The 23,182-nt window shown below is 72.5% G+C and carries 21 protein-coding genes; 14 read left to right on the top strand and 7 right to left on the bottom strand.

Annotated elements, in window-relative coordinates:
• Positions 1-33: 33 nt before the first annotated feature.
• Positions 34-312, bottom strand: a complete 279-nt coding sequence (locus tag ACIPK3_RS04255; RefSeq protein ID WP_402566852.1) for a hypothetical protein — start codon at positions 310-312, stop codon at positions 34-36.
• A 47-nt stretch (positions 313-359) separates the two neighbouring features.
• Complete coding sequence (locus tag ACIPK3_RS04250) at positions 360-1,151, bottom strand: PspA/IM30 family protein (protein WP_402566472.1); 792 nt, start codon at positions 1,149-1,151, stop codon at positions 360-362.
• 264 nt (positions 1,152-1,415) lie between these two features.
• On the opposite strand from ACIPK3_RS04250, the gene ACIPK3_RS04245 reads away from it, so the two are divergent.
• Both ACIPK3_RS04245 and ACIPK3_RS04240 read left to right on the top strand, forming a co-directional pair.
• Positions 1,416-2,012, top strand: a complete 597-nt coding sequence (locus ACIPK3_RS04245) for a DUF3043 domain-containing protein (protein WP_402566471.1) — start codon at positions 1,416-1,418, stop codon at positions 2,010-2,012.
• 83 nt (positions 2,013-2,095) lie between these two features.
• Positions 2,096-2,797 (top strand): class I SAM-dependent methyltransferase, encoded by a 702-nt coding sequence (locus ACIPK3_RS04240; RefSeq protein ID WP_402566470.1) that lies wholly within the window; start codon positions 2,096-2,098, stop codon positions 2,795-2,797.
• Positions 2,798-2,857: 60 nt separating this feature from the next.
• On the opposite strand, the gene ACIPK3_RS04235 is transcribed toward ACIPK3_RS04240, so the two are convergent.
• The gene (locus tag ACIPK3_RS04235; RefSeq protein WP_402566469.1) at positions 2,858-3,070 is read right to left on the bottom strand and encodes a hypothetical protein; all 213 of its coding nucleotides are present in this window, start codon (positions 3,068-3,070) and stop codon (positions 2,858-2,860) included.
• 129 nt (positions 3,071-3,199) lie between these two features.
• On the opposite strand from ACIPK3_RS04235, the gene ACIPK3_RS04230 reads away from it, so the two are divergent.
• The gene (locus ACIPK3_RS04230; protein ID WP_402566468.1) at positions 3,200-4,408 is read left to right on the top strand and encodes a bifunctional adenosylcobinamide kinase/adenosylcobinamide-phosphate guanylyltransferase; all 1,209 of its coding nucleotides are present in this window, start codon (positions 3,200-3,202) and stop codon (positions 4,406-4,408) included.
• Positions 4,409-4,437: 29 nt separating this feature from the next.
• Here ACIPK3_RS04230 and ACIPK3_RS04225 read toward each other — a convergent pair whose 3' ends face one another.
• Positions 4,438-5,394, bottom strand: a complete 957-nt coding sequence (locus ACIPK3_RS04225) for a class I SAM-dependent methyltransferase (protein ID WP_402566467.1) — start codon at positions 5,392-5,394, stop codon at positions 4,438-4,440.
• A gap of 133 nt (positions 5,395-5,527) precedes the next feature.
• Between ACIPK3_RS04225 and cobT the strand changes: the two genes are divergently transcribed.
• Genes cobT through ACIPK3_RS04210 form a run of 3 tightly spaced genes read left to right on the top strand, consistent with a single transcriptional unit; the run spans position 5,528 to position 9,353 of the window.
• Positions 5,528-6,628, top strand: a complete 1,101-nt coding sequence (cobT, locus tag ACIPK3_RS04220) for a nicotinate-nucleotide--dimethylbenzimidazole phosphoribosyltransferase (protein ID WP_402566466.1) — start codon at positions 5,528-5,530, stop codon at positions 6,626-6,628.
• A gap of 53 nt (positions 6,629-6,681) precedes the next feature.
• The gene (locus ACIPK3_RS04215; RefSeq protein WP_402566465.1) at positions 6,682-8,460 is read left to right on the top strand and encodes a phosphatidylglycerol lysyltransferase domain-containing protein; all 1,779 of its coding nucleotides are present in this window, start codon (positions 6,682-6,684) and stop codon (positions 8,458-8,460) included.
• Positions 8,457-9,353, top strand: a complete 897-nt coding sequence (locus tag ACIPK3_RS04210; protein ID WP_402566464.1) for a hypothetical protein — start codon at positions 8,457-8,459, stop codon at positions 9,351-9,353. The genes ACIPK3_RS04215 and ACIPK3_RS04210 overlap by 4 nt, the downstream gene beginning before the upstream one ends.
• A 3-nt stretch (positions 9,354-9,356) precedes the next feature.
• Here ACIPK3_RS04210 and ACIPK3_RS04205 read toward each other — a convergent pair whose 3' ends face one another.
• Positions 9,357-10,121: a hypothetical protein gene (locus tag ACIPK3_RS04205; RefSeq protein ID WP_402566463.1), complete on the bottom strand. Its 765-nt coding sequence runs from the start codon at positions 10,119-10,121 to the stop codon at positions 9,357-9,359.
• A gap of 73 nt (positions 10,122-10,194) precedes the next feature.
• On the opposite strand from ACIPK3_RS04205, the gene ACIPK3_RS04200 reads away from it, so the two are divergent.
• The 7 genes from ACIPK3_RS04200 (at position 10,195) to ACIPK3_RS04170 (ending at position 20,697) form a co-directional block, all read left to right on the top strand.
• Positions 10,195-10,983: an adenosylcobinamide-GDP ribazoletransferase gene (locus ACIPK3_RS04200; protein ID WP_402566462.1), complete on the top strand. Its 789-nt coding sequence runs from the start codon at positions 10,195-10,197 to the stop codon at positions 10,981-10,983.
• A gap of 226 nt (positions 10,984-11,209) precedes the next feature.
• Positions 11,210-12,754 carry a leucyl aminopeptidase gene (locus ACIPK3_RS04195; protein WP_402566461.1) on the top strand — a complete coding sequence of 515 codons (1,545 nt, stop codon included), beginning with the start codon at positions 11,210-11,212 and terminating at the stop codon, positions 12,752-12,754.
• Between the two features lie 291 nt (positions 12,755-13,045).
• Entirely contained in the window at positions 13,046-14,434 is a 1,389-nt protein-coding gene (gene lpdA / locus ACIPK3_RS04190; RefSeq protein ID WP_402566460.1) for a dihydrolipoyl dehydrogenase, read from the top strand.
• 79 nt (positions 14,435-14,513) lie between these two features.
• Positions 14,514-16,319 carry a 2-oxoglutarate dehydrogenase, E2 component, dihydrolipoamide succinyltransferase gene (gene sucB / locus ACIPK3_RS04185; RefSeq protein WP_402566459.1) on the top strand — a complete coding sequence of 602 codons (1,806 nt, stop codon included), beginning with the start codon at positions 14,514-14,516 and terminating at the stop codon, positions 16,317-16,319.
• A gap of 178 nt (positions 16,320-16,497) precedes the next feature.
• Positions 16,498-17,121, top strand: coding sequence for a GntR family transcriptional regulator (locus ACIPK3_RS04180; protein ID WP_402566458.1), 624 nt, complete (start codon positions 16,498-16,500; stop codon positions 17,119-17,121).
• A gap of 235 nt (positions 17,122-17,356) precedes the next feature.
• Entirely contained in the window at positions 17,357-20,059 is a 2,703-nt protein-coding gene (aceE, locus tag ACIPK3_RS04175; protein WP_402566457.1) for a pyruvate dehydrogenase (acetyl-transferring), homodimeric type, read from the top strand.
• Between the two features lie 119 nt (positions 20,060-20,178).
• Entirely contained in the window at positions 20,179-20,697 is a 519-nt protein-coding gene (locus ACIPK3_RS04170; RefSeq protein WP_402566851.1) for a DUF4240 domain-containing protein, read from the top strand.
• Here the strand turns inward: ACIPK3_RS04170 and ACIPK3_RS04165 are convergent.
• Both ACIPK3_RS04165 and ACIPK3_RS04160 read right to left on the bottom strand, forming a co-directional pair.
• Entirely contained in the window at positions 20,664-20,900 is a 237-nt protein-coding gene (locus ACIPK3_RS04165) for a hypothetical protein (protein ID WP_402566456.1), read from the bottom strand. The two genes, ACIPK3_RS04170 and ACIPK3_RS04165, sit on opposite strands and share 34 nt — an antisense overlap.
• 72 nt (positions 20,901-20,972) lie before the next feature.
• Complete coding sequence (locus ACIPK3_RS04160) at positions 20,973-21,776, bottom strand: peptidoglycan recognition protein (protein WP_402566455.1); 804 nt, start codon at positions 21,774-21,776, stop codon at positions 20,973-20,975.
• Positions 21,777-21,972: 196 nt separating this feature from the next.
• Here ACIPK3_RS04160 and ACIPK3_RS04155 point away from each other — a divergent pair, with 196 nt between their 5' ends.
• The gene (locus ACIPK3_RS04155) at positions 21,973-23,166 is read left to right on the top strand and encodes a MarP family serine protease (protein WP_402566454.1); all 1,194 of its coding nucleotides are present in this window, start codon (positions 21,973-21,975) and stop codon (positions 23,164-23,166) included.
• Positions 23,167-23,182 lie beyond the last annotated feature (16 nt).

Here is a 23,182-nt window from a genome sequence, read left to right as displayed (position 1 = left end):
TACGGCGCCCGGTGCCCGCGCCCCCAGCCCTGTTCAGCCCGGGATCAGGCCGTCGTCGCTGAGCAGCTCCCGGACCTCCTCCAGGGTGGCGTCCGGGGACGGCAGGATGAGGTCGGAGGGGGTCAGGGAGTCGTCGGGAACGGGAGCGCCGAGTTCGCGGACCCTGCCCAGGAGGGACTGGAGGGTGCGGCGGAAGCCGGGGCCGTCGCCGTTCTCCATCTCGGCCAGGAGCTCGTCGTCCAGCCTGTTCAGTTCGCTGAGGTGGCTGTCGGCCAGCCTCATCTGACCCTCCCCCATGATCCGTACGATCATGTCCGCCATCTCGCCCTCCAGGGGGTCGGCCACGGCTGCTGCGGCGTCTACTGCTTGTCGAAGCGGGGGGTGTCCTGCGACTGCTGCTGGGGCTGCGCCTGGCCGGTGCCGCCCTCGATCGCCTGCTGCGACGAGCCCCCGGCCAGCTCGGCCTTCATGCGCTGGAGCTCCAGCTCGACGTCCGTGCCGCCGGAGAGGCGGTCCAGTTCGGCCTGGATCTCGTCCTTGGCCATCCCGGAGGGGTCGTCCAGGGCGCCGGAGGCCAGCAGTTCGTCGATGGCGCCGGCGCGGGCCTGGAGCTGGGCCGTCTTGTCCTCGGCGCGCTGGATGGCGAGGCCCACGTCGCCCATCTCCTCGGAGATGCCGGAGAAGGCCTCACCGATGCGCGTCTGGGCCTGGGCGGCGGTGTACGTCGCCTTGATCGTCTCCTTCTTGGTGCGGAAGGCGTCGACCTTGGCCTGGAGCCGCTGGGCCGCAAGGGTGAGCTTCTCCTCCTCGCCCTGGAGCGTGGAGTGCTGCGACTCCAGGTCGGTGACCTGCTGCTGGAGGGCGGCGCGGCGGGACAGGGCCTCGCGGGCCAGGTCCTCGCGGCCCAGGGCGAGCGCCTTGCGGCCCTGGTCCTCCAGCTTGCCGGACTGCTGCTGGAGCTGGTTGAGCTGGAGTTCCAGCCGCTTGCGCGAGGTGGCCACGTCGGCGACGCCGCGGCGGACCTTCTGGAGCAGCTCCAGCTGCTTCTGGTACGAGTAATCGAGGGTCTCGCGAGGGTCCTCGGCCCGGTCAAGGGCCTTGTTCGCCTTCGCGCGGAAGATCATCCCCATACGCTTCATGACACCGCTCATGGGCTTCGCGCGCCCCCTTCTGACGGACTCCAGCTCACCGATCCTGCGACAGAACCCACAGTACGGGCCCTGCCTCTATTACCGCACTGTTCGGGGGCGGATGCGCTCCTCCCCAAGAACGACCACGAACGGGTCCCCCTCCGGCGCAAGGAGTAGGTGGCCCCCCGAGCACGCCCTCCCTGTCCCCTACGGACGCGCGGTGTTGCCGGATCGTTCCCGGCCGGGCTGGGGTCCACGGCCCGTCACCACGTACCCTTGGGTTTTGTGTTCCGTAGCCGTGCCAAGGAAGAGAAAGTCCCCGCCGACAAGGCGCCGGTGAACTTCTCCAAGCAGCCCCGTGACCCGCAGGCCCCGAAGGGCAGGCCCACGCCCAAGCGCAGTGAGGCCCAGTCCCAGCGCCGCAGCGTCGCCAGTACGCCGACGACCCGCAAGGAGGCCTCCAAGCGTCAGCGCGACGAGCGCCGTGCGGACATGGAGCGGCGCCGTCAGGCGCTGGCGAGCGGCGACCAGCGATACCTGCCCGCGCGCGACAAGGGCCCGGTCCGCCGGTTCGTCCGCGACTGGATCGACTCGCGCTGGAACGTGGCGGAGTTCTTCCTGCCGCTGGCCGTGCTCATCCTCGTGCTGAGCGTGGTGCGTGTCCCGGCGCTCCAGCAGATCGCGCTGCTGCTGTGGCTGATCGTGATCGTGCTGATCGTGCTCGACGCGGCCGTCTCCGGCTTCCGGCTGCGCAAGCGGCTCGCGGAGCGCTTCCCCGACGAGAACAAGCGGGGCGCGGTGGCCTACGGCCTGATGCGCTCGCTCCAGATGCGCCGGCTCCGGCTGCCGAAGCCGCAGGTCAAGCGCGGAGAGCGGCCCTGAGCGCAGAGGCCTTCTCCGGGGGTGCGGCGAGTGCCTGGCTCGACGGGCTGGGCGGGCTGCGCGATGTCGTACGGCAGGAGCTGGTGGCCCGGCAGCTCGACGAGCAGGTAGCGGCGCGCTTCCCGGTCGGGCAGCGGCTGCGGGTGCTCGACGTGGGCATGGGCCAGGGCACGCAGGCCCTGCGGCTGGCCCGCGCCGGGCACCAGGTGACCGGCGTGGAGCGGGATGCCACGATGATCGCGGCCGCTCGGGAGGCCCTTTCCGGTGAGCCGGAGGGGATCCGCGAGCGGATGCGGATCGTGGAGGGCGACGGGCACGAGACCGGCGTGCACTTCCTGCCGGGCAGTTTCGACGTGGTGCTGTGCCACGGCGTGCTGATGTACGTGGCGGAGCCCGACGCACTGCTGGCGGGACTGGCCCGGATGCTCGCCCCCGGGGGCCTGCTGTCGCTGCTGGTGCGCAACGGGGACGCGCTGGCCATGCGGCCGGGGCTGTCCGGGGACTGGTCGCAGGCGCTGCGCGCGTTCGGTACGACCGCCTACCGCAACCGGCTGGGCCTCGACGCGCGGGCCGACCGGCTGTCGGCGCTCACGGCCACCCTGGCCGGGATCGGGGCACCGCTGCACGCCTGGTACGGCGTGCGGGTCTTCACGGACACGGCGGCGGACGGCGCGGAGCCCCCGGCGGCGCTGGACACGCTGCTGGACGCCGAGGAGCGGGCGGGACGGACGGATCCGTACCGCGGGGTCGCGGCGCTGCTGCATCTGTGCGGCGTACGGGGCTGACGGGGTACGGGGGGTGAATCCCCGTACCCCGGGTGACGTTCCCGAGCCTCGCTCCTGCGCCTACGCCTCGGTGGCGTGCAGGCTCATCGGCCCGTAGATCTCCGAGGTGTCCTCGAAGAGCCGTACCTGGTCCGCTCCGCCTTCGAGGAGCTGCTTCCAGTACTCACCGATCCAGGACTCGGCGTCGCCCTGCGTGGTGAACTCCTCGGGCTGCACCGCCGGCTCGATCTCCGTCCCGTCGGTCTTCTCGAAACGCCACGTCCATGCCGCCATGTACGCCTCCCTGGTGTCCTGGTCCGGCTGGTGATCAGCAGCCTATGCGCTCGGCCGGGTCCGGCGTGAGAGGGCGGGCGGGTCGGCGCCCGGTGCGCGCCACCGGCGGGGACGGGTGAAAATCTGTCCGTGGAAGTGACCTTGCTCGGTACCGGTGCCCCCGCCGGACTGCCCCGCCCCGACTGTTCCTGTGCCGTGTGCGCGAGCGCGCTCGGGACGGACGCGCGGGCGGCGACCGCGGTCCTGGTGGACGGGGCCCTGCTGCTCGATCTGACGCCGGGAGCGGCGTTCGCGGCCGCGCGGGCCGGGCGCTCGCTCGGCGGGGTGCGGCAGGCGCTGCTGTCGCATCCGCACGACGGTCCGGCGGTGGAGGTGCCGGCCGGGCTGCCGCAGCCGGTGCGGGTGCCGGACGGGCGGGAACTCGCCCTGCTGACGGGGCATCGGGTGCGGGCGCTGGCGATGGACGCGGGCGGCACCGGGTACGCGGTGACCGGTGCGACGGGGCGGCGGATGCTCTATCTGCCGCCGGGGTCCGCGCCGGCCGGCCTGGAGGAGGGTTCGGCGCCGGCCGAGGCGTACGACCTGGTCCTCGCGGACGTCGTGGGGCGGCCGGACGCGCTGGCCAGGCTGCGGGCGGTGGGCGCCGTGGGACCGACGACGGACGTGGTCGCCGTGCATCTGGACCACGACGTGCCGTCGGGCGCCGAACTGCGGCGGCGGCTGGCGGCCGCGGGTGCCCGGGCGGTGCCGGACGGCACGACGCTGGAGACGGGGGTGTACGAAGAGGTGCCCGACGTGCCGCGGCGCACGCTGGTCCTGGGCGGCGCGAGGTCGGGGAAGTCGGTGGAGGCCGAGCGGCGGCTGGAGGCGTTTCCCGACGTGCTGTACGTGGCGACGGGCGGGACGCGCGGCGGGGACACGGAGTGGGCGACACGGGTGACCGCGCACCGGGAACGGCGGCCGGGCTCGTGGCGTACGACGGAGACCTGCGACCTGGTGCCGCTGCTGGCGGAGGACGGGCCGCCGCTGCTGATCGACTGCCTGTCGCTGTGGCTGACGGACGCGATGGACTCGGTCGGGGCGTGGGACGACGCGGAGTGGGCGGGCGGCGGTGAACGGGCCCTGCGGGCACGGGTGCTCGACCTCACGGGGGCGGTGCGGTCGGCCCGGCGGGCCGTGGTGGCGGTGTCGAACGAGGTGGGCTCGGGCATCGTGCCGGCCACCGCGTCCGGCCGGCGCTACCGCGACGAACTCGGCCGGCTGAACGCGGCGTTCGCGGCCGAGTGCGAGCAGGTGCTGCTGGTGGTGGCCGGGCAGGCGCTGGTGCTGAGGGGGTGAGGCTGAGGCGCTGGTGCTGAGGGGGTGGGTTACGCGATGTCCTTGCGGGCGACGACTCGGTAGCTGTTCGAGAAGCGGGTTCGGCGGAGCAGCGGGGCCAGGGCGTGGTCCAGGGCGGTGGCCGCGCTCACCAGGGGGGCCGCGGCGCGGCGCCAGGACTTCGGCAGGACGTGGGCCAGGGCCAGCGCGAGGGCGGCCGACAGGTCGTGGGGGGTGTGGGGTTCCCTCCGGTCGGTCGCGATGACGGTGCAGCCCTGGGACTCCAGTTCCGCGCGGACGTTGTCCAGGGGCATCAGGTGCAGGTGACGGGGTCTGCCGTAGGGCGGCCACCACTTGCCGAGGAGTACGGCGAACGCGCTGTGCGGGTCGGGGACTTCGACCAGGAGGTGGCCGCCGGGGCGCAGTACGGCGAGGGCGGCGTGGAGCTCGGCGCGCGGGTCGGGGGTGTGCTCCAGGTGGTGGAGCATGCTGACCACGTCGTAGCGGGAGCGCAGGCGGTCGAGGATCTCGGGAGTGGTGAGCCGACCGCGGTGGGCCTCCTCGATCCGGCCGGATCTGCGGGCCCGTTCCACGCGCGGGGTCGGATCCAGGCCGTCGAAGGCGGTGTAGGCGAAGAGTTCCTTCACCGCGGCGGGGAAGTGGCCGTGGCCGGTGCCGACGTCCAGCCAGCTCTCCGGTTCGGGCAGGGCCAGTAGCGCGCGGGCGGCGGCCTGGTGACGGCGGCGTCCGGAGCGGCCGGTGACGGTGCGTTCGGCGAGGGCCTCCAGGTGCCCGGCGTAGAACTCCCGGTGGTGGAAGGCGAGCCCCTCCGGGGTGAGCCGCGGGTTCTGGAAGACGTGGGCGCAGTCCAGGCATTGGTCGGCCGCGAATCCGCCGGGCCGGTGGTGGCGGCGTCGGGGCACGCGCAGCCGGGTGCGCAGTCGCCGCGAGCCGCACCAGGGGCAGTCCTCGCGGCGCGGCTCGTGGAAGGTTTCCGTGGACTGCATGGGCGACTCCCTGTACGACAATCTGCTGCAAAACGGAACGTATGGGATCGCGATCTTGGGTGCCAAGACGCCGTACGGGTATGGCGTCGACGCGGCACCGGACTGTTCGTCCGCTGCCGGTACTGTTCGGCGAATGAGCTCGCTGAATCTCGACGACTTCACCGATCTGATCGAGCGCCCCGACGGGGGCGTACGCCGTGACGCCGAGGCACGCCGGGAGCGCCTGCTCGTGCCGCCCGGATCCCTGGGCCGCCTCGACGACCTCGGCGAGTGGCTGGCCGCCGCGCGCGGCACCGTGCCGGTGCGGCCCGTCGAGCGGCCGCGGGCGGTGCTCTTCGCCGGTGACCACGGGATCGCCCGACTGGGCGTCTCCGCGCGTCCCGCGGGCGACGCCGTGCGGCTGGTGCGGTCCGTGCTGTCGGGCGGCAGCCCGGTGTCGGTGCTCGCGCGGCGGCTGGGGGTGCCGGTGCGGGTCGTGGACATGGCGCTGGACTGCGAGCCGGACACACTGCCCGAGGAGGTCGTGCGGCACCGGGTGCGGCGCGGCAGCGGCCGTATCGACATCGAGGACGCGCTGACCGCCGAGGAGGCGACGGCGGCCTTCCGGGCGGGTGTCGCGATCGCCGACGAGGAGGCCGACTCCGGCACGGATCTGGTGGTGCTCGGCGATGTGAGCGTGGGTGGCACCACGGCCGCGGCGGTGCTCGTGGCGGCGCTGTGCGGGACCGACGCGTCGGTGGTCACCGGGCGGGGCGGGGTCGCCGTCGACGACCTGACGTGGATGCGCAAGTGCGCGGCCGTCCGGGACGCGCTGCGCCGGGCCCGGCCGGTGCTCGGGGATCAGCTGGAGCTGCTCGCGGCGGCGGGCGGGGCCGACCTGACCGCGATGACCGGGTTCCTGCTCCAGGCGGCCGTACGGAAGATGCCGGTCATCCTGGACGGGGTCGTGGCGGCCGCGTGCGCGCTGGTCGCGCAGCGTGTCGCGTTCCGGGCGCCGGACTGGTGGCTGGCCGGGCACGACAGCGGCGAGCCGGGGCAGGCGAAGGCGCTGGACCGGATGGGGCTGGAGCCGCTGCTGAGCCAGGGCGTGACCGTCGGGGAGGGCGCCGGGGCGCTGCTCGCGCTGCCGCTGGTGCAGGCCGCGGCGGCTCTGGCGGCGGAGCTCCCGGAGAGGGATCCGGAACTTCTTCCGGAGGAGGATCCGGAGAAGGAGCAGGAGACCGGGGCGGTCTGAGTACGGCCTGAATGTCGTGATTCACCATATGCGCGGGCATATCATCCTTTTCCATGGGAGATGCCCGAATTGCCACAGACCCGGACGGTGAAAGGGAGCGGCGGTCCACCGGGGCCTCCCGGCGGGCCGCCGCCTTCGCCGTCTGGTACCTGCGGGCGGTCGCCTTCATCAACTTCCTCAGCGCGGTCTGGGTCTCTCTCGGTCAGGACGTGCGGCGGCACAACCAGGAGAACCTCTTCACCCCGTACCTGCTGACCGCCGGCTTCGCCTCCGGGGTGTTCACCACCTTCCTGGCGATCACCATGCGGCGACGCAAGCGGGCCGCGTGGATCCTGAACCTGGTGCTGTGCGGGCTGTTCCTGGCGCTGTTCGCCTTCGCCGTGGCGTTCCCGGAGATCCGGCGGTACGCCCAGAACTGGATCTCGCTGATCCTGACCGCCGCGTTCTTCGCCGCACTGCTCGTGGGGCGGCGGGAGTTCTACGCCAAGGGCGACCGGTCCAACACCAAGCTCGCCGCCACCGTCGCCGTCGGCGGCGGGCTGCTCGCCTCACTGCTGGCCGCGTTCCTGGTGACCGTCACGAACCGGTCCCCGGACGCGGCCAGTTCGACGTTCCTGGAACGATGGCACTACGGCGCCCTGCGGCTGATCTCGGTCGCGGCCGGCGAGTCCCGCTTCCCCGGGATCTCCACCCCCAACTGGGTCAACGTCGTCATCAATGTGATCAGCACGGTCCTCGTGCTCGTCGTGCTCTACGCCGCCTTCCGCTCCCGGCGCGCCGTCGACCCGCTCACCGAGGACGACGAGCTGCGGCTGCGGGCGCTGCTGGAGCGGCACGGCGAGCGGGACTCGCTCGGGTACTTCGCGCTGCGCCGGGAGAAGAGCGTGGTGTGGTCGCCGACCGGGAAGGCGGCGGTCGCCTACCGGGTGGTTAGCGGGGTGTCGCTGGCCTCCGGGGATCCGATCGGCGATTCGGAGGCCTGGCCCGGGGCGATCGCGCCGTGGCTGGCGCAGGCGCGGGAGCACGGCTGGATCCCGGCCGTGATGGGCGCGAGCGAGGAGGCCGGGACCGTGTACGCGCGGCACGGCCTCGACGCGCTGGAGCTCGGTGACGAGGCGATCGTGGAGGTGGCCGAGTTCACGCTGGAGGGCCGGGCGATGCGGACCGTGCGGCAGGCCTACAACCGGATCAAGCGGGCCGGGTACCAGGTGCGCATCCGACGGCACGCGGACATCCCGGACGACGTGATGGCCCATCTGCTCCGGCGGGCGGACGACTGGCGGGACGGGGCGACCGAGCGCGGCTTCAGCATGGCGCTCGGCCGGCTCGGGGACCCGGGAGACGGGCAGTGCGTGATGCTGGAGTGCACGGACGCGAGCGGGGAGCTTAAGGCCCTGCTGTCCTTCGCGCCCTGGGGGCCGCACGGACTGTCCCTCGACCTGATGCGGCGGGACCGGGACTCCGACAACGGGCTGATGGAGTTCATGGTCCTCGAACTCCTGCGCAGGGCACAGGAGATCGAGATCACTCAGGTCTCTCTCAACTTCGCGGTGTTCCGCTCGGTCTTCGAGCGTGGCGCACGCCTCGGCGCCGGGCCGGTGCTGAGGCTGTGGCGGTCGCTGCTCAGCTTCTTCTCGCGCTGGTGGCAGATCGAGTCGCTGTACCGCGCCAACGCGAAGTACCGGCCCATCTGGGAACCGCGGTTCCTGCTCTTCGAGAAGAGCGCGGACCTGCCGCGCATCGCCCTGGCGGCGGCGCGCGCGGAGGGGTTCCTGGAGGCGCCGGGCCTGCCGAAGTGGCTGCACCGCAAGCACCTGGAGACACACAGATGAGAACGCTCGCCCGCTGGGCCCGCGCCGAATGGGGGCCGCTCCACGTCATCGTGCGCCACGCGCTGACCGAGCGGCGCCTGCGGGCGGTTCCCATGGCGCTCGGCGCGGTGTGCCTGACGGCGGCGCTCCAGTTCACGCAGAACCAGTCCTGGGGCTACCAGTTCGTCCAGCACACCGGTGCCGTACGCGCCGACGACCCCCTCTGGCTCGCCCTCCTGCGCACCCCGCTGTCCCTGTTCGTCCCCGCCCTGGACCTGCCCGTGTGGGGCGCCCTCGTCCAGCTTCTCCTCGTGTTCGGCATCGCCGAGATCTGCCTGGGCCGGTGGCGGACGCTGGCCATCGCCTACGTCGCCACACTCGCCGGCACCCTGTACGCCCGCGCCGCCATCGCCCTGGGCCCCCACACCCCGCTGGGCCTGCCCACCACGGACGCCCATGTGGTCGACACCGGCCCGTCGGCGGCCGTGGTGGGCCTCGCCCTGTACCTCGCCCACCGCTACGGCGCCCGGGTCACGGGGGCCGGGGTGATCGCGGCGATGGTCGCCGAGGTCCTCGTCAAGAACAACCTCGCCGGCAAGGAGCACCTGGCCGCGATCGCGGGAGTCGCGGCCCTGTGCGGCGCCCAGTCCCTCCTGAGCGGACGCGGGAACCGCGGGTCACGGGGGCCGGGACGTACGGCGCCTGCGGCCTCCGGCGGCGCCCCGGCTTCCGGAGGCGGAACGGGAGGACGGCTGGGGGCCGGGGCGGGCAGTGGGTCACGGCCGGGGCCGGGGCGTGGATCGCGGTCGGCGAGGAGTGGAGCACGGTCGGCCGGGCGTGGAACGAGGTCGGCGGGGCGTGGATCGCGGTCGGCGTCAGGGGCGGGCTCCGCATCGCCTCCGGTGCGGGTCTGACCCTCAACTCGCCCTGCCCGGCGGGAGACGCTCCGGGTCCGGCTTGCCGGCGATCCAGTTCTGGACGGTGCGGCTGGGGCCGGCCCAGCGTCGGTCGTGGTGGTAGACGCGCAGGGCGGCACGGGCGCGGGCACGCGGGCGGTTGCGGTAGAAGCGGCGGGCCCACCGGGAGCCGGGGCGGGCCAGGCGGAGCGCGCCGTACAGGGCGAGCGGGGGCAGGACCACACCGAAGATCGCGGTCCGTGCCTTGCCCTTGGTCAGCGCGACCAGGGAGAGCAGGAAATTGGCCACGATGGTGAGCACGGCGACGGCCCGGTCCTGGAGCTCCTCCTGCGAGAGGTCGTTCACGCCGAACGGGGAGAAGCCCGCGAGAAGCAGTCCGACCAGGGCTGCGGTGACCACGACCACCTCGACGCTCTGGCGGCCCTCCTCCGTCCAGTAGACGTCGGCGAGATGCAGGATCAGCGCGAACTCGTCCAGAACCAGCCCCGCGCCGACGCCGAACAGCACGGCGCACAGCGGCGCCCCGAGACCGCGGCCGCCGCTCGCGATGGAGCCGAAGCCGCCGATGATGGTGAGGATGACGCCGGGGACGACATGGTGGATGTGCACCCCGCCCGCCTTCACATTGCGGAACGGCCCCCGCCCGGCCCGGATCAGCCGGGTGATGACACGCGTGACCACGAAGGTCACGACGAACGCGGCGAGGGCGAACAGCAGCGGGAGCTTGCCGGGTTCGATGATGTTCCGGTACAGCCAGTGCCCCATATCGGCACTTTATAGTGCAAAACCCCCTTCACCCCGCATGATCGCCCGGGCAGCAGCCCGGTAACCTGCGCCGGTGCCCGCATCGACCCCCTGGCCGGACGGCCTGCGCTTCGCCTTCGGCACCCTCACCGTGCTCCCGGTCAGGGTCACCCGCTGGGACCGCGAGACCGCGCGTGGCGGCATGCTGTGCGCCCCGCTGCCCGGCCTCGTGGTCGGTGGCTGCGCGGCCGCGCTCGGCGTGCTCCTGCTGTTCCTCGGCACCGGCCCGCTCCTCGCCGCCGTGGCCACCACCGCCGTACCGGCCGTCCTCACCCGCGGTCTGCACCTCGACGGTCTCGCCGACACCGCGGACGGGCTGGGCAGCGGCAAGCCCGCCGACGACGCGCTACGGATCATGAAGCAGTCGGACATCGGACCGTTCGGCGTGCTGACCCTGCTGTTCGTCCTGCTCGCCCAAGTCGCCGCGCTGGCCCAGGCCTACGACGGCTCATGGGCGCGGGGCGCGCTGGCCGCCGTGGTCTCGGCGACCGTGGCCCGCCTCGCGCTGACCCTCGCCGCCCGCACCGGGGTACCGGCGGCCCGGCCGGAGGGGCTGGGGGCGGCGGTGGCCGGGGCGGTGCCGACCGCGGGCGCGCTGACCGTCGCGCTCGCCGTCGTCGCCGGGTCGGCGGCCGCGGGCGCCCTGTTCGGGCCGTACGACATCGCCCGCACCGCCCTCGCGGCGGTGGCCGCCGCCGGAGCGGCCGAACTCCTGCTCCGGCACTGCCTCCGCCGCTTCGGCGGGGTCACCGGCGACGTGTTCGGCGCCCTCGCGGAGACGGCGGCGACAACGGCACTCGTGACGCTGTCACTCGGCGGTTAGGCAAGCCGCCGTGCTCCCGGCAGCAGCAGCTCGCCATACTGAGGGCGCCGCCGATCGTATGCCGGAGTGAGTGGCCACCGGGACGCGCGTAGGCTCGTCCCGGGTGTTCGCCGACAGGGTGAAGGCCCCGCACGAGACGCGCCCCGGCCCGGGGTCGGCTCCCGGGCCCGGTCGACCCACCCACTCGGCCACAGCAACTTCACATCGGAAGCGAGATTTCACCACAGTGACTGCTCTCACTCTCAGCACCGCCGCGGCGCCCGGCCTGCGGGCCGACGCGATCGTGATCGGTGTCGCCAAGGGCACCGCCACCCGGTCCGCGGGCCTGGTCGTCGCGCCGGGCGCCGAGGCCGTGGACAAGGCGTACGACGGCCGGCTCTCCGACCTCCTGGAGACGCTCGGCGCCACCGGTGCCGAGGGCGAGCTGACCAAGCTGCCCTCCCCGACCGGTTTCAAGGCCCCGCTCGTGGTGGCGGTGGGCCTGGGCGCGCAGCCGGAGAAGGACACGGCCCACACCGCCGAGGCGCTGCGCCGGGCCGCCGGTGTCGCCGCCCGCGCGCTCGCCGGAACCAAGAAGGCCGCCTTCGCGCTGCCCCTCGCCGACGCGGACGCCGTCGAGGCGGTCGCCGAGGGCGTGCTGCTCGGCGCGTACTCCTTCGACACCTACAAGGAGAACGCGTCCGGCAACGGCGCCAGGGCGAAGAACGGCCGGGCGCCGCTCGCCGAGGGCGTCCTGCTCGGCGGCAAGTCCCGCGACGCGGCGCACAAGGCGGCCCTGACCCGCGCCACCGCGGTCTGCGAGGAGCTCAACCGCGCCCGCGACCTGGTCAACACCCCGCCGAACGACCTCACCCCGGCCCACTTCGCCGCCATCGCGCAGGCCGCGGGCAAGGAGCACGGCATCAAGGTGCAGGTGCTCGACGAGAAGGCCCTGGCCAAGGGCGGCTACGGCGGCATCCTCGGCGTCGGAGGCGGCTCGGAGGCGCCCCCGCGTCTGGTGAAGCTGTCGTACACGCACGGCAAGGCGAAGCAGCACCTGGCCTTCGTCGGCAAGGGCATCACCTACGACTCGGGCGGTATCTCCCTCAAGCCGGCCGGCCACAACGAGACGATGAAGTGCGACATGAGCGGCGCCGCCGCGGTGTTCGCCGCCGTCGTCGCGGCCGCGCGCCTGGGCCTCGAGGCCAATGTGACCGGCTGGCTGGCGCTGGCCGAGAACATGCCGTCCGGCAGCGCCGTGCGCCCGGGTGACGTGCTGCGCATGTACAGCGGCAAGACCGTCGAGGTGCTCAACACCGACGCCGAGGGCCGCCTCGTCCTCGCCGACGCGCTGTGGGCCGCCTCCGCGGAGAAGCCGGACGCGATCGTGGACGTGGCGACGCTGACCGGCGCGATGGTGCTGGCGCTGGGCAACCGGACCTTCGGTGTCATGGCCAACGACGACGCCTTCCGCACGGCGATCCAGGAGACGGCCGAGCAGGTCGGCGAGCCCGCGTGGCCGATGCCGCTGCCCGAGCACCTGCGCAAGGGCATGGACTCCCCCACCGCCGACATCGCCAACATGGGCGAGCGGGCGGGCGGCGGCCTGGTCGCGGGTCTGTTCCTGCGCGAGTTCGTCGGTGAGGGCATCACCTGGGCCCACCTCGACATCGCCGGCCCCGCCTTCAACGAGCAGGGCCCCTTCGGCTACACCCCGAAGGGCGGCACGGGTTCCGCCGTGCGCACCCTGGTCAAGCTCGCCGAGCGGGCCGCCGACGGCGACCTGGGCTGACGGCGCACACCCGGCCCCGGAGAGGCGTCTCTCCGGGGCCGGGTTCTTCGCCGGGCACCCTCGGGGGTTCGCCCTCGACGAAATCCGTGGGTTCGTCCCGGCCGTGACCTTGAGACGTGATGGAAGAGACGTCGCGGACCGCCGCCCGGCGTCTCCTCCGTCTCCGACAAGTGCGAAGATGGGGCACGGCAGGACAGGGCCCCCACCACAGGGCCGAGACAGAGCGGCCGGACACCAGCCGCCGACCGGTCACCGTAGACCGGCGTGGCGCACATGCATGGAGGACGTGACGTGGCGAACGACGCCAGCACCGTTTTCGACCTAGTGATCCTCGGCGGTGGTAGCGGTGGTTACGCCGCGGCCCTGCGCGGGGCTCAGCTGGGCCTGGACGTCGCCCTGATCGAGAAGGACAAGGTCGGCGGCACCTGCCTGCACAAGGGGTGCATCCCCACCAAGGCCCTGCTGCACGCGGGCGAGATCGCCGACCAGGCCCGCGAGAGCGAGCAGTTCGGCGTCAAGGCCACCTTCGAGGGCATCGACGTCCCGGCCGTCCACAAGTACAAGGACGGCGTCATCTCCGGCCTCTACAAGGGCCTTCAGGGACTCATCGCCTCCCGCAAGGTGACGTACATCGAGGGCGAGGGCCGGCTGTCCTCCCCCACCTCCGTCGACGTCAACGGCCAGCGCGTCCAGGGCCGCCACGTCCTGCTGGCGACCGGCTCCGTGCCGAAGTCGCTGCCGGGCCTGGAGATCGACGGCAACCGGATCATCTCCTCCGACCACGCCCTCGTCCTGGACCGCGTGCCGAAGTCCGCGATCATCCTCGGCGGCGGTGTGATCGGCGTCGAGTTCGCCTCGGCGTGGAAGTCCTTCGGTTCCGAGGTCACCGTCATCGAGGGCCTGAAGCACCTCGTCCCGGTCGAGGACGAGAACTCCTCGAAGCTCCTCGAGCGCGCGTTCCGCAAGCGCGGGATCAAGTTCAACCTGGGCACCTTCTTCCAGAAGGCCGAGTACACCCAGGACGGCGTGAAGGTCACCCTCGCCGACGGCAAGGAGTTCGAGGCGGAGGTCCTGCTCGTCGCCGTCGGCCGCGGCCCGGTCTCGCAGGGTCTCGGCTACGAGGAGCAGGGCGTCGCGATGGACCGCGGCTACGTCCTCGTCGACGAGTACATGCGCACCAATGTTCCGACCATCTCCGCCGTCGGTGACCTGGTCCCGACGCTCCAGCTCGCGCACGTCGGCTTCGCCGAGGGCATGCTGGTTGCAGAGCGTCTGGCCGGTCTGAAGACCGTTCCGATCGACTACGACGGTGTGCCTCGCGTGACGTACTGCCACCCGGAGGTCGCCTCCGTCGGTATCACCGAGGCCAAGGCCAAGGAGATCTACGGCGCGGACAAGGTCGTCGCTCTGAAGTACAACCTGGCGGGCAACGGCAAGAGCAAGATCCTCCAGACCGCGGGCGAGATCAAGCTCGTCCAGGTCAAGGACGGTGCCGTGGTCGGCGTCCACATGGTCGGCGACCGCATGGGCGAGCAGGTCGGCGAAGCCCAGCTGATCTACAACTGGGAGGCGCTGCCCGCGGAGGTCGCCCAGCTCGTCCACGCCCACCCGACGCAGAACGAGGCGCTCGGCGAGGCCCACCTGGCCCTGGCGGGCAAGCCGCTGCACGCGCACGACTGACCCCTCGGTCGACCGGCGCGAAATGCGCCGAACGCGACGACACAGACTTCCGCACTTTCCGTAAGGAGAAACCGAAACCATGGCGGTTTCCGTAACCCTTCCGGCGCTCGGCGAGAGCGTCACCGAGGGCACTGTCACCCGCTGGCTGAAGGCCGAGGGCGAGCGCGTCGAGGCCGACGAGCCTCTGCTGGAGGTGTCGACCGACAAGGTCGACACCGAGATCCCGGCGCCCGCCTCCGGCGTGCTGGCCTCCATCAAGGTCGCCGAGGACGAGACGGTCGAGGTCGGCGCCGAGCTGGCCGTCATCGACGACGGCACCGGCGCGCCCGCCGCCGCTCCCGCCCCGACCGCCGCCGAGGCACCCGCTCCGGCTCCCGCACCGGCCCCCGCGGCCGAGGCCCCCGCCGCCCCCGCCCCGGCCGAGGCCGAGGCCCCCGCCGCTCCGGCCGCTCCGGCCGGTGGCGCCTCGGGCACGGACGTGGTCCTGCCCGCGCTCGGCGAGTCCGTCACCGAGGGCACCGTCACCCGCTGGCTGAAGTCGGTCGGCGAGACCGTCGAGGCCGACGAGCCGCTGCTCGAGGTCTCCACCGACAAGGTCGACACCGAGATCCCGGCGCCCGCCTCCGGCGTGCTCCTGGAGATCGTGGTCGGCGAGGACGAGACCGCGGAGGTCGGCGCCAAGCTGGCCGTCATCGGCGCTCCGGGCGCGGCTCCGGCCCCCGCAGCCCCGGCCCCTGCCGCCGAGGCCCCCGCCGCCCCGGCCCCTGCCGCCGAGGCGCCCGCCGCGCCGGCTCCGGCCGCCCCGGCGCCGGCTCCGGCCGCGCCCGCCCCGGCTGCCCCCGCTCCGGCTCCGGCCGCGCCCACTGCCGCGGCGGCGCCCGCAGCCCCGGCTCCCGCACCGGCCGCCCCGGCGCCGGTCGCACCCGCGGCCGCTCCGGCCGCGACCGCCGGTGACGACGGCGCCTATGTGACCCCGCTGGTGCGCAAGCTCGCCGCCGAGCACGGCGTCGACCTGGCCACCGTCAAGGGCACCGGCGTCGGCGGCCGCGTCCGCAAGCAGGACGTCATCGCCGCCGCCGAGGCCGCGAAGGCCGCCGCCCCGGCTCCGGCCGCCGCCACCGCCCCGGCCGCCGCCAAGAAGGCCCCGGCGCTGGAGGCCTCCCCGCTGCGCGGCCAGACCGTCAAGATGCCCCGCATCCGCAAGGTCATCGGCGACAACATGGTCAAGGCGCTGCACGAGCAGGCCCAGCTGTCGTCGGTCGTCGAGGTCGACGTCACCCGTCTGATGAAGCTGCGCGAGAAGGCGAAGGAATCCTTCGCGGCCCGTGAGGGCGTCAAGCTCTCGCCGATGCCGTTCTTCGTCAAGGCCGCCGCCCAGGCGCTGAAGGCCCACCCGGTCATCAACGCCCGGATCAACGAGGCCGAGGGCACCATCACCTACTTCGACACCGAGAACATCGGTATCGCGGTGGACTCCGAGAAGGGCCTGATGACCCCGGTCATCAAGGGTGCGGGCGGCCTCAACATCGCCGGTGTCTCCAAGGCCACGGCGGACCTGGCGGGCAAGGTCCGGGCCAACAAGATCACCCCGGACGAGCTGTCCGGCGCGACCTTCACCATCAGCAACACCGGTTCGCGCGGCGCGCTGTTCGACACGATCATCGTGCCGCCGGGCCAGGTCGCGATCCTCGGTATCGGTGCCACGGTCAAGCGTCCGGCCGTCATCGAGACGGAGGAGGGCACGGTCATCGGCGTACGCGACATGACGTACCTGACCCTCTCCTACGACCACCGTCTGGTGGACGGCGCCGACGCGGCCCGTTACCTCACGGCGGTCAAGGCGATCCTGGAGGCGGGCGAGTTCGAGGTCGAGCTCGGTCTCTGACCGGAATCAGGCAGTACGACACCCCGTCCGGAGCTTTCCGGGCGGGGTGTCGTGTTTGTCGGCACACAAAGCGTGTAAGGCTCGTCTCACCTGCACGAAAGCACCGGCACTCGCCCTACCCGCGGAGCGCACCGGCCGTATTGTCTAAGCGTCAGCCCTCCCCGAAGGAGCCGCCCTCATGACCACGCCCGTCGTCCACTCGCTGCGCGAGCAGATCCGCGAGCACATCGTGGAGGGAATCGTCAGCGGGCGCTGGCAGCCGGGCGAGCGCATCGTGGAGCGGCGCATCGCGACCGAGCTGGAGGTCAGCCAGACCCCGGTCCGGGAGGCGCTGCGCGAGCTGGAGTCGCTGCGGCTGATCGAGTCCGCGCCCAACAAGGGCGTACGGGTCCGGAATCTCACCGCGGCCGACCTGGAGGAGAGCTATCCGGTCCGGGCCGGTCTGGAGGCCATCGCGGCGGAGCTGGCGGCGGAGCGCCTCGCGCTGGACTGTTCGGCGCTGGAGCCGCATGTGCTGGCCCTGTACGACGCCGACCGGGCCGCCGACGGGACGGCCCAGGTCCGCCACACGGTCGGCTTCCACCGTGAGCTGGTGCGCGCGGCGGCCAACTCGGTGCTGCTGCACACCTGGGAGGGCCTGGGCATCGAGGTGTTCACGGCGCTGTCCATCCGCTGGCTGGGCACGGTGCAACAGTCGTACGCCGAGGAGCACGAGGAGCTGGTGCAGGCCTTCAAGCGCCGGGATCCGCGGATCGCGGAGCTGGTCAAGGCGCACGTGCTGGGGTGCGCCCCGCGCGCCTGAGGCAGTCGAGCGCACCCGCGCTCACCTGCGAAAACACCTGTCAGATGCGGCACCCGGTGCCCATTTCAAAGGCACCGCGTGCCTACTTTCTCGGAATCGAGATGTTTTTCCCCTCAACCCTTTGATCGATCATCGATCAGGGAGTTAGAGTCGCCGACGGACTTCCACCGAGGTCCCACTGCCCTGTCCTGCCAAAGACCAAGGGCAACCCCCTTCGACTGAGGAAGGCGGCGACATGACCGACCTCTACGCCATCCAGCGCAGCGAGCTCGACCAGCTCCCGGACCGCGACCCGGAGGAGACCGCCGAATGGCGGGCCTCACTGGACGCCGTGGCCAGGGAGGCAGGGCCGCACCGTGCCGCGTACCTGATGCGGCGCACGCTGGAGCGCGCCGAGGGCAACGGCATCGCGCTGCCCAAGCTCCTGGAGACCGACTACGTCAACACCATCCCGACCGCTGCCGAGGCCCCCGTGCCCGGTGACGAGGAGATGGAGCGGAAGATCACCGCGTGGAACCGCTGGAACGCGGCCGCGATGGTGACCCGCGGCAGCAAGTACGGCGTCGGCGGCCACATCGCCACCTTCGCCTCCGCCGCCTGGCTGTACGAGACCGGCTTCAACCACTTCTTCCGCGGCAAGGAGGCCGACGGCTCGGGCGACCAGCTCTACATCCAGGGCCACGCCTCCCCCGGCATCTACGCCCGCGCGTTCCTCGACGGCCGGCTGGACGAGCACCACCTGGACAACTTCCGCCAGGAGTCCGGCGGCAACGGCCTGCCGTCGTACCCGCACCCACGGCGCCTGCCCTGGCTGTGGGAGTTCCCGACGGTGTCCATGGGCCTCGGCCCGCTGTCGGCGATCTACCAGGCACGCTTCAACCGCTACCTCACCAACCGCGGCATCAAGGACGTCTCGGCGTCCCACGTGTGGGCGTTCCTCGGTGACGGCGAGATGGACGAGCCCGAGTCGACGGCGGCGCTCGCGCTGGCCGCCCGTGAGGAACTGGACAACCTCACCTTCGTCATCAACTGCAACCTCCAGCGCCTCGACGGCCCGGTCCGCGCCAACTTCAAGATCGTGCAGGAGCTGGAGGCCCAGTTCCGCGGCGCGGGCTGGAACGTCGTCAAGACGCTGTGGGGCACGGCGTGGGACGAGCTGTTCGCGCTCGACACCACCGGCGCGCTGGTCCGCCGTCTGCGCCAGGTCCCGGACGCCCAGGTGCAGACGTACCAGACCCGCGGCGCCGCCTACATCCGCCAGGACTTCTTCGGCGCCGACCCGGCGCTGGCGGAGATGGCGAAGCTGCTGAGCGACGACAAGATCCTGGAGTGCTTCCACCTCTCCCGGGGCGGTCACGAGGCACGCAAGGTGTTCGCCGCGTACAAGGCCGCCGTGAGCCACAAGGGCGCGCCGACCGTGATCCTGGCCCAGACGGTCAAGGGCCACACCCTGGGCGAGGGCTTCGCGTCGAAGAACGCCAACCACCAGATGAAGAAGCTGTCGGTGGACGAGTTCAAGCGGATGCGGGACCTGCTGGAGCTGCCGATCCCGGACAGCGCCTTCGCCGACGGCACGGTGCCCTACGGCCACCCGGGCGCCGACGCCCCCGAGGTCCGTTATCTCCAGGAGCGCCGCGCGGCCCTCGGCGGCCCGGCACCGGCCCGCCGGGTCCACCCGCTCGCCCCGCTGCCCGCGCCCGCCGAGAAGGCGTTCGCGGCCTTCGACAAGGGGTCCGGCTCCCAGAACGTGGCCACCACCATGGCCTTCGTGCGCCTGGTGAAGGACCTGGTCCGGGACAAGGAGACCGGCCGCCGCTGGGTGCCGATCGTGCCCGACGAGGCCCGCACCTTCGGCATGGAGTCGCTGTTCCCCTCCCTCGGGATCTACTCCCCCAAGGGTCAGACGTACGAGCCGGTCGACCGCGACCAGCTGATGTACTACAAGGAGGCCAAGAACGGCCAGATCCTCAACGAGGGGATCACCGAGGCCGGTTCGATGGCCGACTTCATCGCCGCGTCGACCGCGTACTCGACGCACGGCGAGGCGATGATCCCGTTCTACATCTTCTACTCGATGTTCGGCTGGCAGCGCACCGCCGACCAGATGTGGCAGCTCGCCGACCAGCTCGGCCGGGGCTTCCTGGTCGGCGCGACGGCGGGCCGTACGACGCTGACGGGCGAGGGTCTCCAGCACGCCGACGGCCACTCCCCGGTGATCGCCGCGACGAACCCCGCCGCCCTCAGCTACGACCCGGCGTTCGCGTACGAGATCTCGGTCGTCGTCAAGGAGGGTCTGCGCCGTATGTACGGCGAGGCCGCCCCGGGCGAGGACCAGAACGTCTTCTACTACCTGACGGTCTACAACGAGCCGATGCCGCAGCCCGCCAAGCCGGCCGGCCCCGGTGTCGACGAGGGCATCCTCAAGGGCCTGTACCGCTTCAACACGGCGGAGTCGGCAGGGCTGACCCCGGTGGCGAACGCCCCCCGCGTCCAGCTCCTCGGCTCGGGTACGGCGATCCACTGGACCCTGGACGCGCAGAAGCTGCTCGCCGAGGACTGGGGCGTGGCGGCGGATGTCTGGTCGGCGACGTCCTGGACCGAGCTGCGGCGTGACGCGCTGGAGGCCGACGCGGCGCTGCTGCGCGGTGAGGAGCGGGTGCCGTACGTCCGGCAGGCGCTGAGCGGCGCCGAGGGCCCGGTTCTCGCCGTGTCCGACTACATGCGCCAGGTTCCGGACCAGATCGCGCAGTGGGTCGAGCAGGACTGGTCCTCGCTGGGCGCCGACGGCTTCGGCCTGTCGGACACCCGTGACGCGGCCCGCCGCCACTTCGGCGTCGACGCCCACTCGATCGTCGTGGCGGCCCTTGCCCAGCTGGCCAGGCGGGGCGAGGTCAGGGCGTCCGCGGTGAAGGAAGCCCGGGACAAGTACGGCATGTAAGGGCGCGAGCTCCTGCGGAGGGGTACGGCGGGCGACCGTCGTACCCCTTTGACGTCCCTATAACGATCCGCCGCACTCCACGTGCGTTGCACCAGCCGAAGCACGATGCTTGACCCGTGATGGAAGAGTCGGAGTTCTGGGACCTGGTCGACGCCGCCCGTGAGACCGCCGAGGGCGACCCGGAGGAGCAGGCCGACGTGCTCGTGGAGCGGCTGCTCCAGCTGGATCCGGAGTCGGTCCTGGACTTCGCCCGTCACTACGAGTCCCGCTACAACCGCGCGTACCGCTGGGAGCTGTGGGGCGCCGCCTGGGTGCTGCTGGACGGCGCCAGCGACGACGCCTTCGACTTCTTCCGGTGCTGGCTGATCGGGCAGGGCCGGGACGTCTTCGAGGGCGCCGTGCACGACCCGGACGCGCTGGCGGAGTTGCTGGGCGAGTTCGACGAGGAGATCGACGGGGACGGCGAGGAGCTGGGTTACGCGGCGGACGAGGCGTACGAGCAGCTGACCGGGACGGTCGCCCCGGATCTGGGCATCGTGCCCGCCCCGGCGGAGCCGGAGGGTGAGCCCGTCGACTTCGAGAACGAACGGTCGCTGGCCGAGCGCTACCCGAGGCTGTGGGACCGGTTCCGGGGCTGACGGCCGGTGTCCGTGGAGAGGTGGGCCTGGGGCCGCTCGGCCCGTACCGGGTGGTGCAGGGGTGCCCTGTTGGCCTGTTCGAGGGCGGAGGCGGTGACCGCGGCCGGGCCGAGGATCACGGTTGCGGCGGTGCAGACGACGGCCCAGGGGCTGCGTGCGGCCCGGGCGGCCCAGCCGGCGTTCTCCCTGCTCACCTTGTTCATATCCCCAGCTCCCGTCGGCTCGTGTGGTCCATTGACGGTAGGGCGTGGGGATCTGAGCGGCCTGCGTGTCGCCTATGGCCTTGCTTTGGACAGCCTGCCCTGGAGGCGTGCCGCCGCCTCGCGGATGTCCGGGAGCCGTGCGGTCATGGCGGCGCCCGGGCAGCTCGTCATGTAGCCGTCGTCGTGGCCCGCGAGGGCGGGCAGGGTGGCGGCGGTTCCGGCCGCGTAGCGGCTGAGGCCGTTGCTGGAGACGAGCTGGACGCGGGAGCGCGGGTCGATGCCGGCGGGACCCAGTTTCCAGGCGGCGAGGGCGGCGATCGCGTCCGTCATCGCGCGCGGTACCGGCACTCCGGCGGTGAAGGTGCCGATGGCGGCGATGCCGGTGGTGCGGTGGTTGAAGCCTTGGGCGTGCGCGCCGGTGACGGCGCGGTCGATGCCGCCCGCGCGGCCCTCGTAGATCGTGCCGCAGCGGTCGACCAGGAAGTTGTAGCCGATGTCGTCCCAGCTGCGTACGCCGGTCTGGCCCGAGTAGAGGTGGCGGATGATGCGGGGCGTGTCGGTGCAGGCGTAGCCGTTGGGTGAGTCGGTGTGGTGGACGAAGACCGCGACGACCTCGTCGTCGTAGCGCGGCGGTGGCTGGATACGTGCCGTGGTGGCGTCCATCCAGGCGGTGCGCGGCAGGATGCGGGGCCGGGGTGCGAGGTGCGCCGGGACCGGGATGCGCGCGCCGGGGTGTGCGGGCCGGGTGAGGGCGACCGGGCGGTCGGTGCCGCCGCGCGCGGACAGCACGGTCACGAGGACGGCGGCGAGGACGGGCAGGCAGCCGAGCGGGACGAGGAGCCATCGCGGGCGCCGCGCTCTTCGCAGGAGACGCATGCGTCCCACTGTGGGTGTGATCCAATGCGGGCGCGACGTGCGCTGTGCCACCTGGTGGAACCATCGTCCCGGTGCGGGCGTTTTCGGAGGTACGGGCCCGCGTGCCCGGTTCGGTCGGCCAGGTGTGCGCGACTGATCACTTGATCGCTGGGGCCGTCCCGCTCGTAATAGGGGGTCCGAGAAGAAAGGCGGCTTCGTGGACCTGCTCGACCTGCTGCTCGCGCTGGTGATCCTCGTGTACGCGGTGTCCGGCTACCGGCGTGGACTGCTGGCCGGCTGTGTTTCGCTCGCCGGGTTCGTCGGCGGCGCCGCGATCGGTGTGTGGATCCTGCCGTGGGTGATGGACCTGGTCACCCGGGGGACGACGACGGCGACGGTGGTCGCGGTGCTGACCGTGCTGGTGCCGGCGGTGGTCGGCCATGAACTGGCGGGGCGGCTGGCGCTGCGGCTGCGCAGTGAGCTGGCGCGTACCGGCCGGGACTCGCTGCGGGTGGCGGACGGCATCGGCGGGGCGGCGGCGAACTCGCTGGCGGTGCTGATCGTCGCCTGGGTTGCGGCGAGTGTGCTCGGCGCCTCCTCGTCCCCGGCGCTGACGACGGCGATCCGGGACTCGGCGCTGTTGCGCGCGGTGCAGAACGCGATGCCGGTCACCACTCCCTCGTGGTTCTCCGATGCCACCTCCGCGCTGACCCAGGCGGGTTTCCCCCAGGTCTTCAACCCGTTCGAGAACGAGTCGACCGCCCAGGTCGCCAGGCCGTCCGGGGACAGTGTCACGGCGAGAGCCACGAACGCCGCCCGGACGAGCACGGTGAAGATCGAGGGCGCCTCAGGTGTGCAGGGCCGCGAGGGCAGCGGCTTCGTGTACGCGGCGGAGCATGTGCTGACCAACGCGCACGTGGTGGCCGGAATCGCCCGGCCGAGCGTGCGGGTCGGCGGGGTCGGGCGGACGTACGAGGCCCGGGTGGTGCTCTTCGACCCGGACCGGGACGTGGCGGTGCTGTACGTGCCGGGTCTGGGCGCGCCGGTGCTGCGCTTCGACGAGGAGGCGGCGCGCGGCGGGGCCGCGGTGGTCGCGGGCTATCCGCAGGACGGGGACCTGGACCTCCAGGCGGCCACGGTGGCGAGCCGGGTGCGGGCGACGGGCCGGGACATCTACAACGACAGCACGGTCACCCGCGAGATCTACTCGATCCGCTCGACGGTCCGCCCCGGCAACTCGGGCGGCCCGCTGCTGACCACGGACGGCCGGGTGTACGGCATGGTCTTCGCCCGCTCCACCTCCGACAACGAGACGGGCTACGTCCTGACGGTGACCGAGATAGCCGCCGACGCGGCACGCGGGGCGACGGCCACGGAGACGGTGGACACCGGGAACGTCGTCACGTCGTAGCCGGGCCCGTCGCGGC

The sequence above is a fragment of the Streptomyces sp. NPDC086787 genome (genome assembly GCF_044745865.1).
Classification (GTDB): domain Bacteria; phylum Actinomycetota; class Actinomycetes; order Streptomycetales; family Streptomycetaceae; genus Streptomyces.
This window is presented reverse-complemented; position numbering and strand designations above follow the sequence as displayed.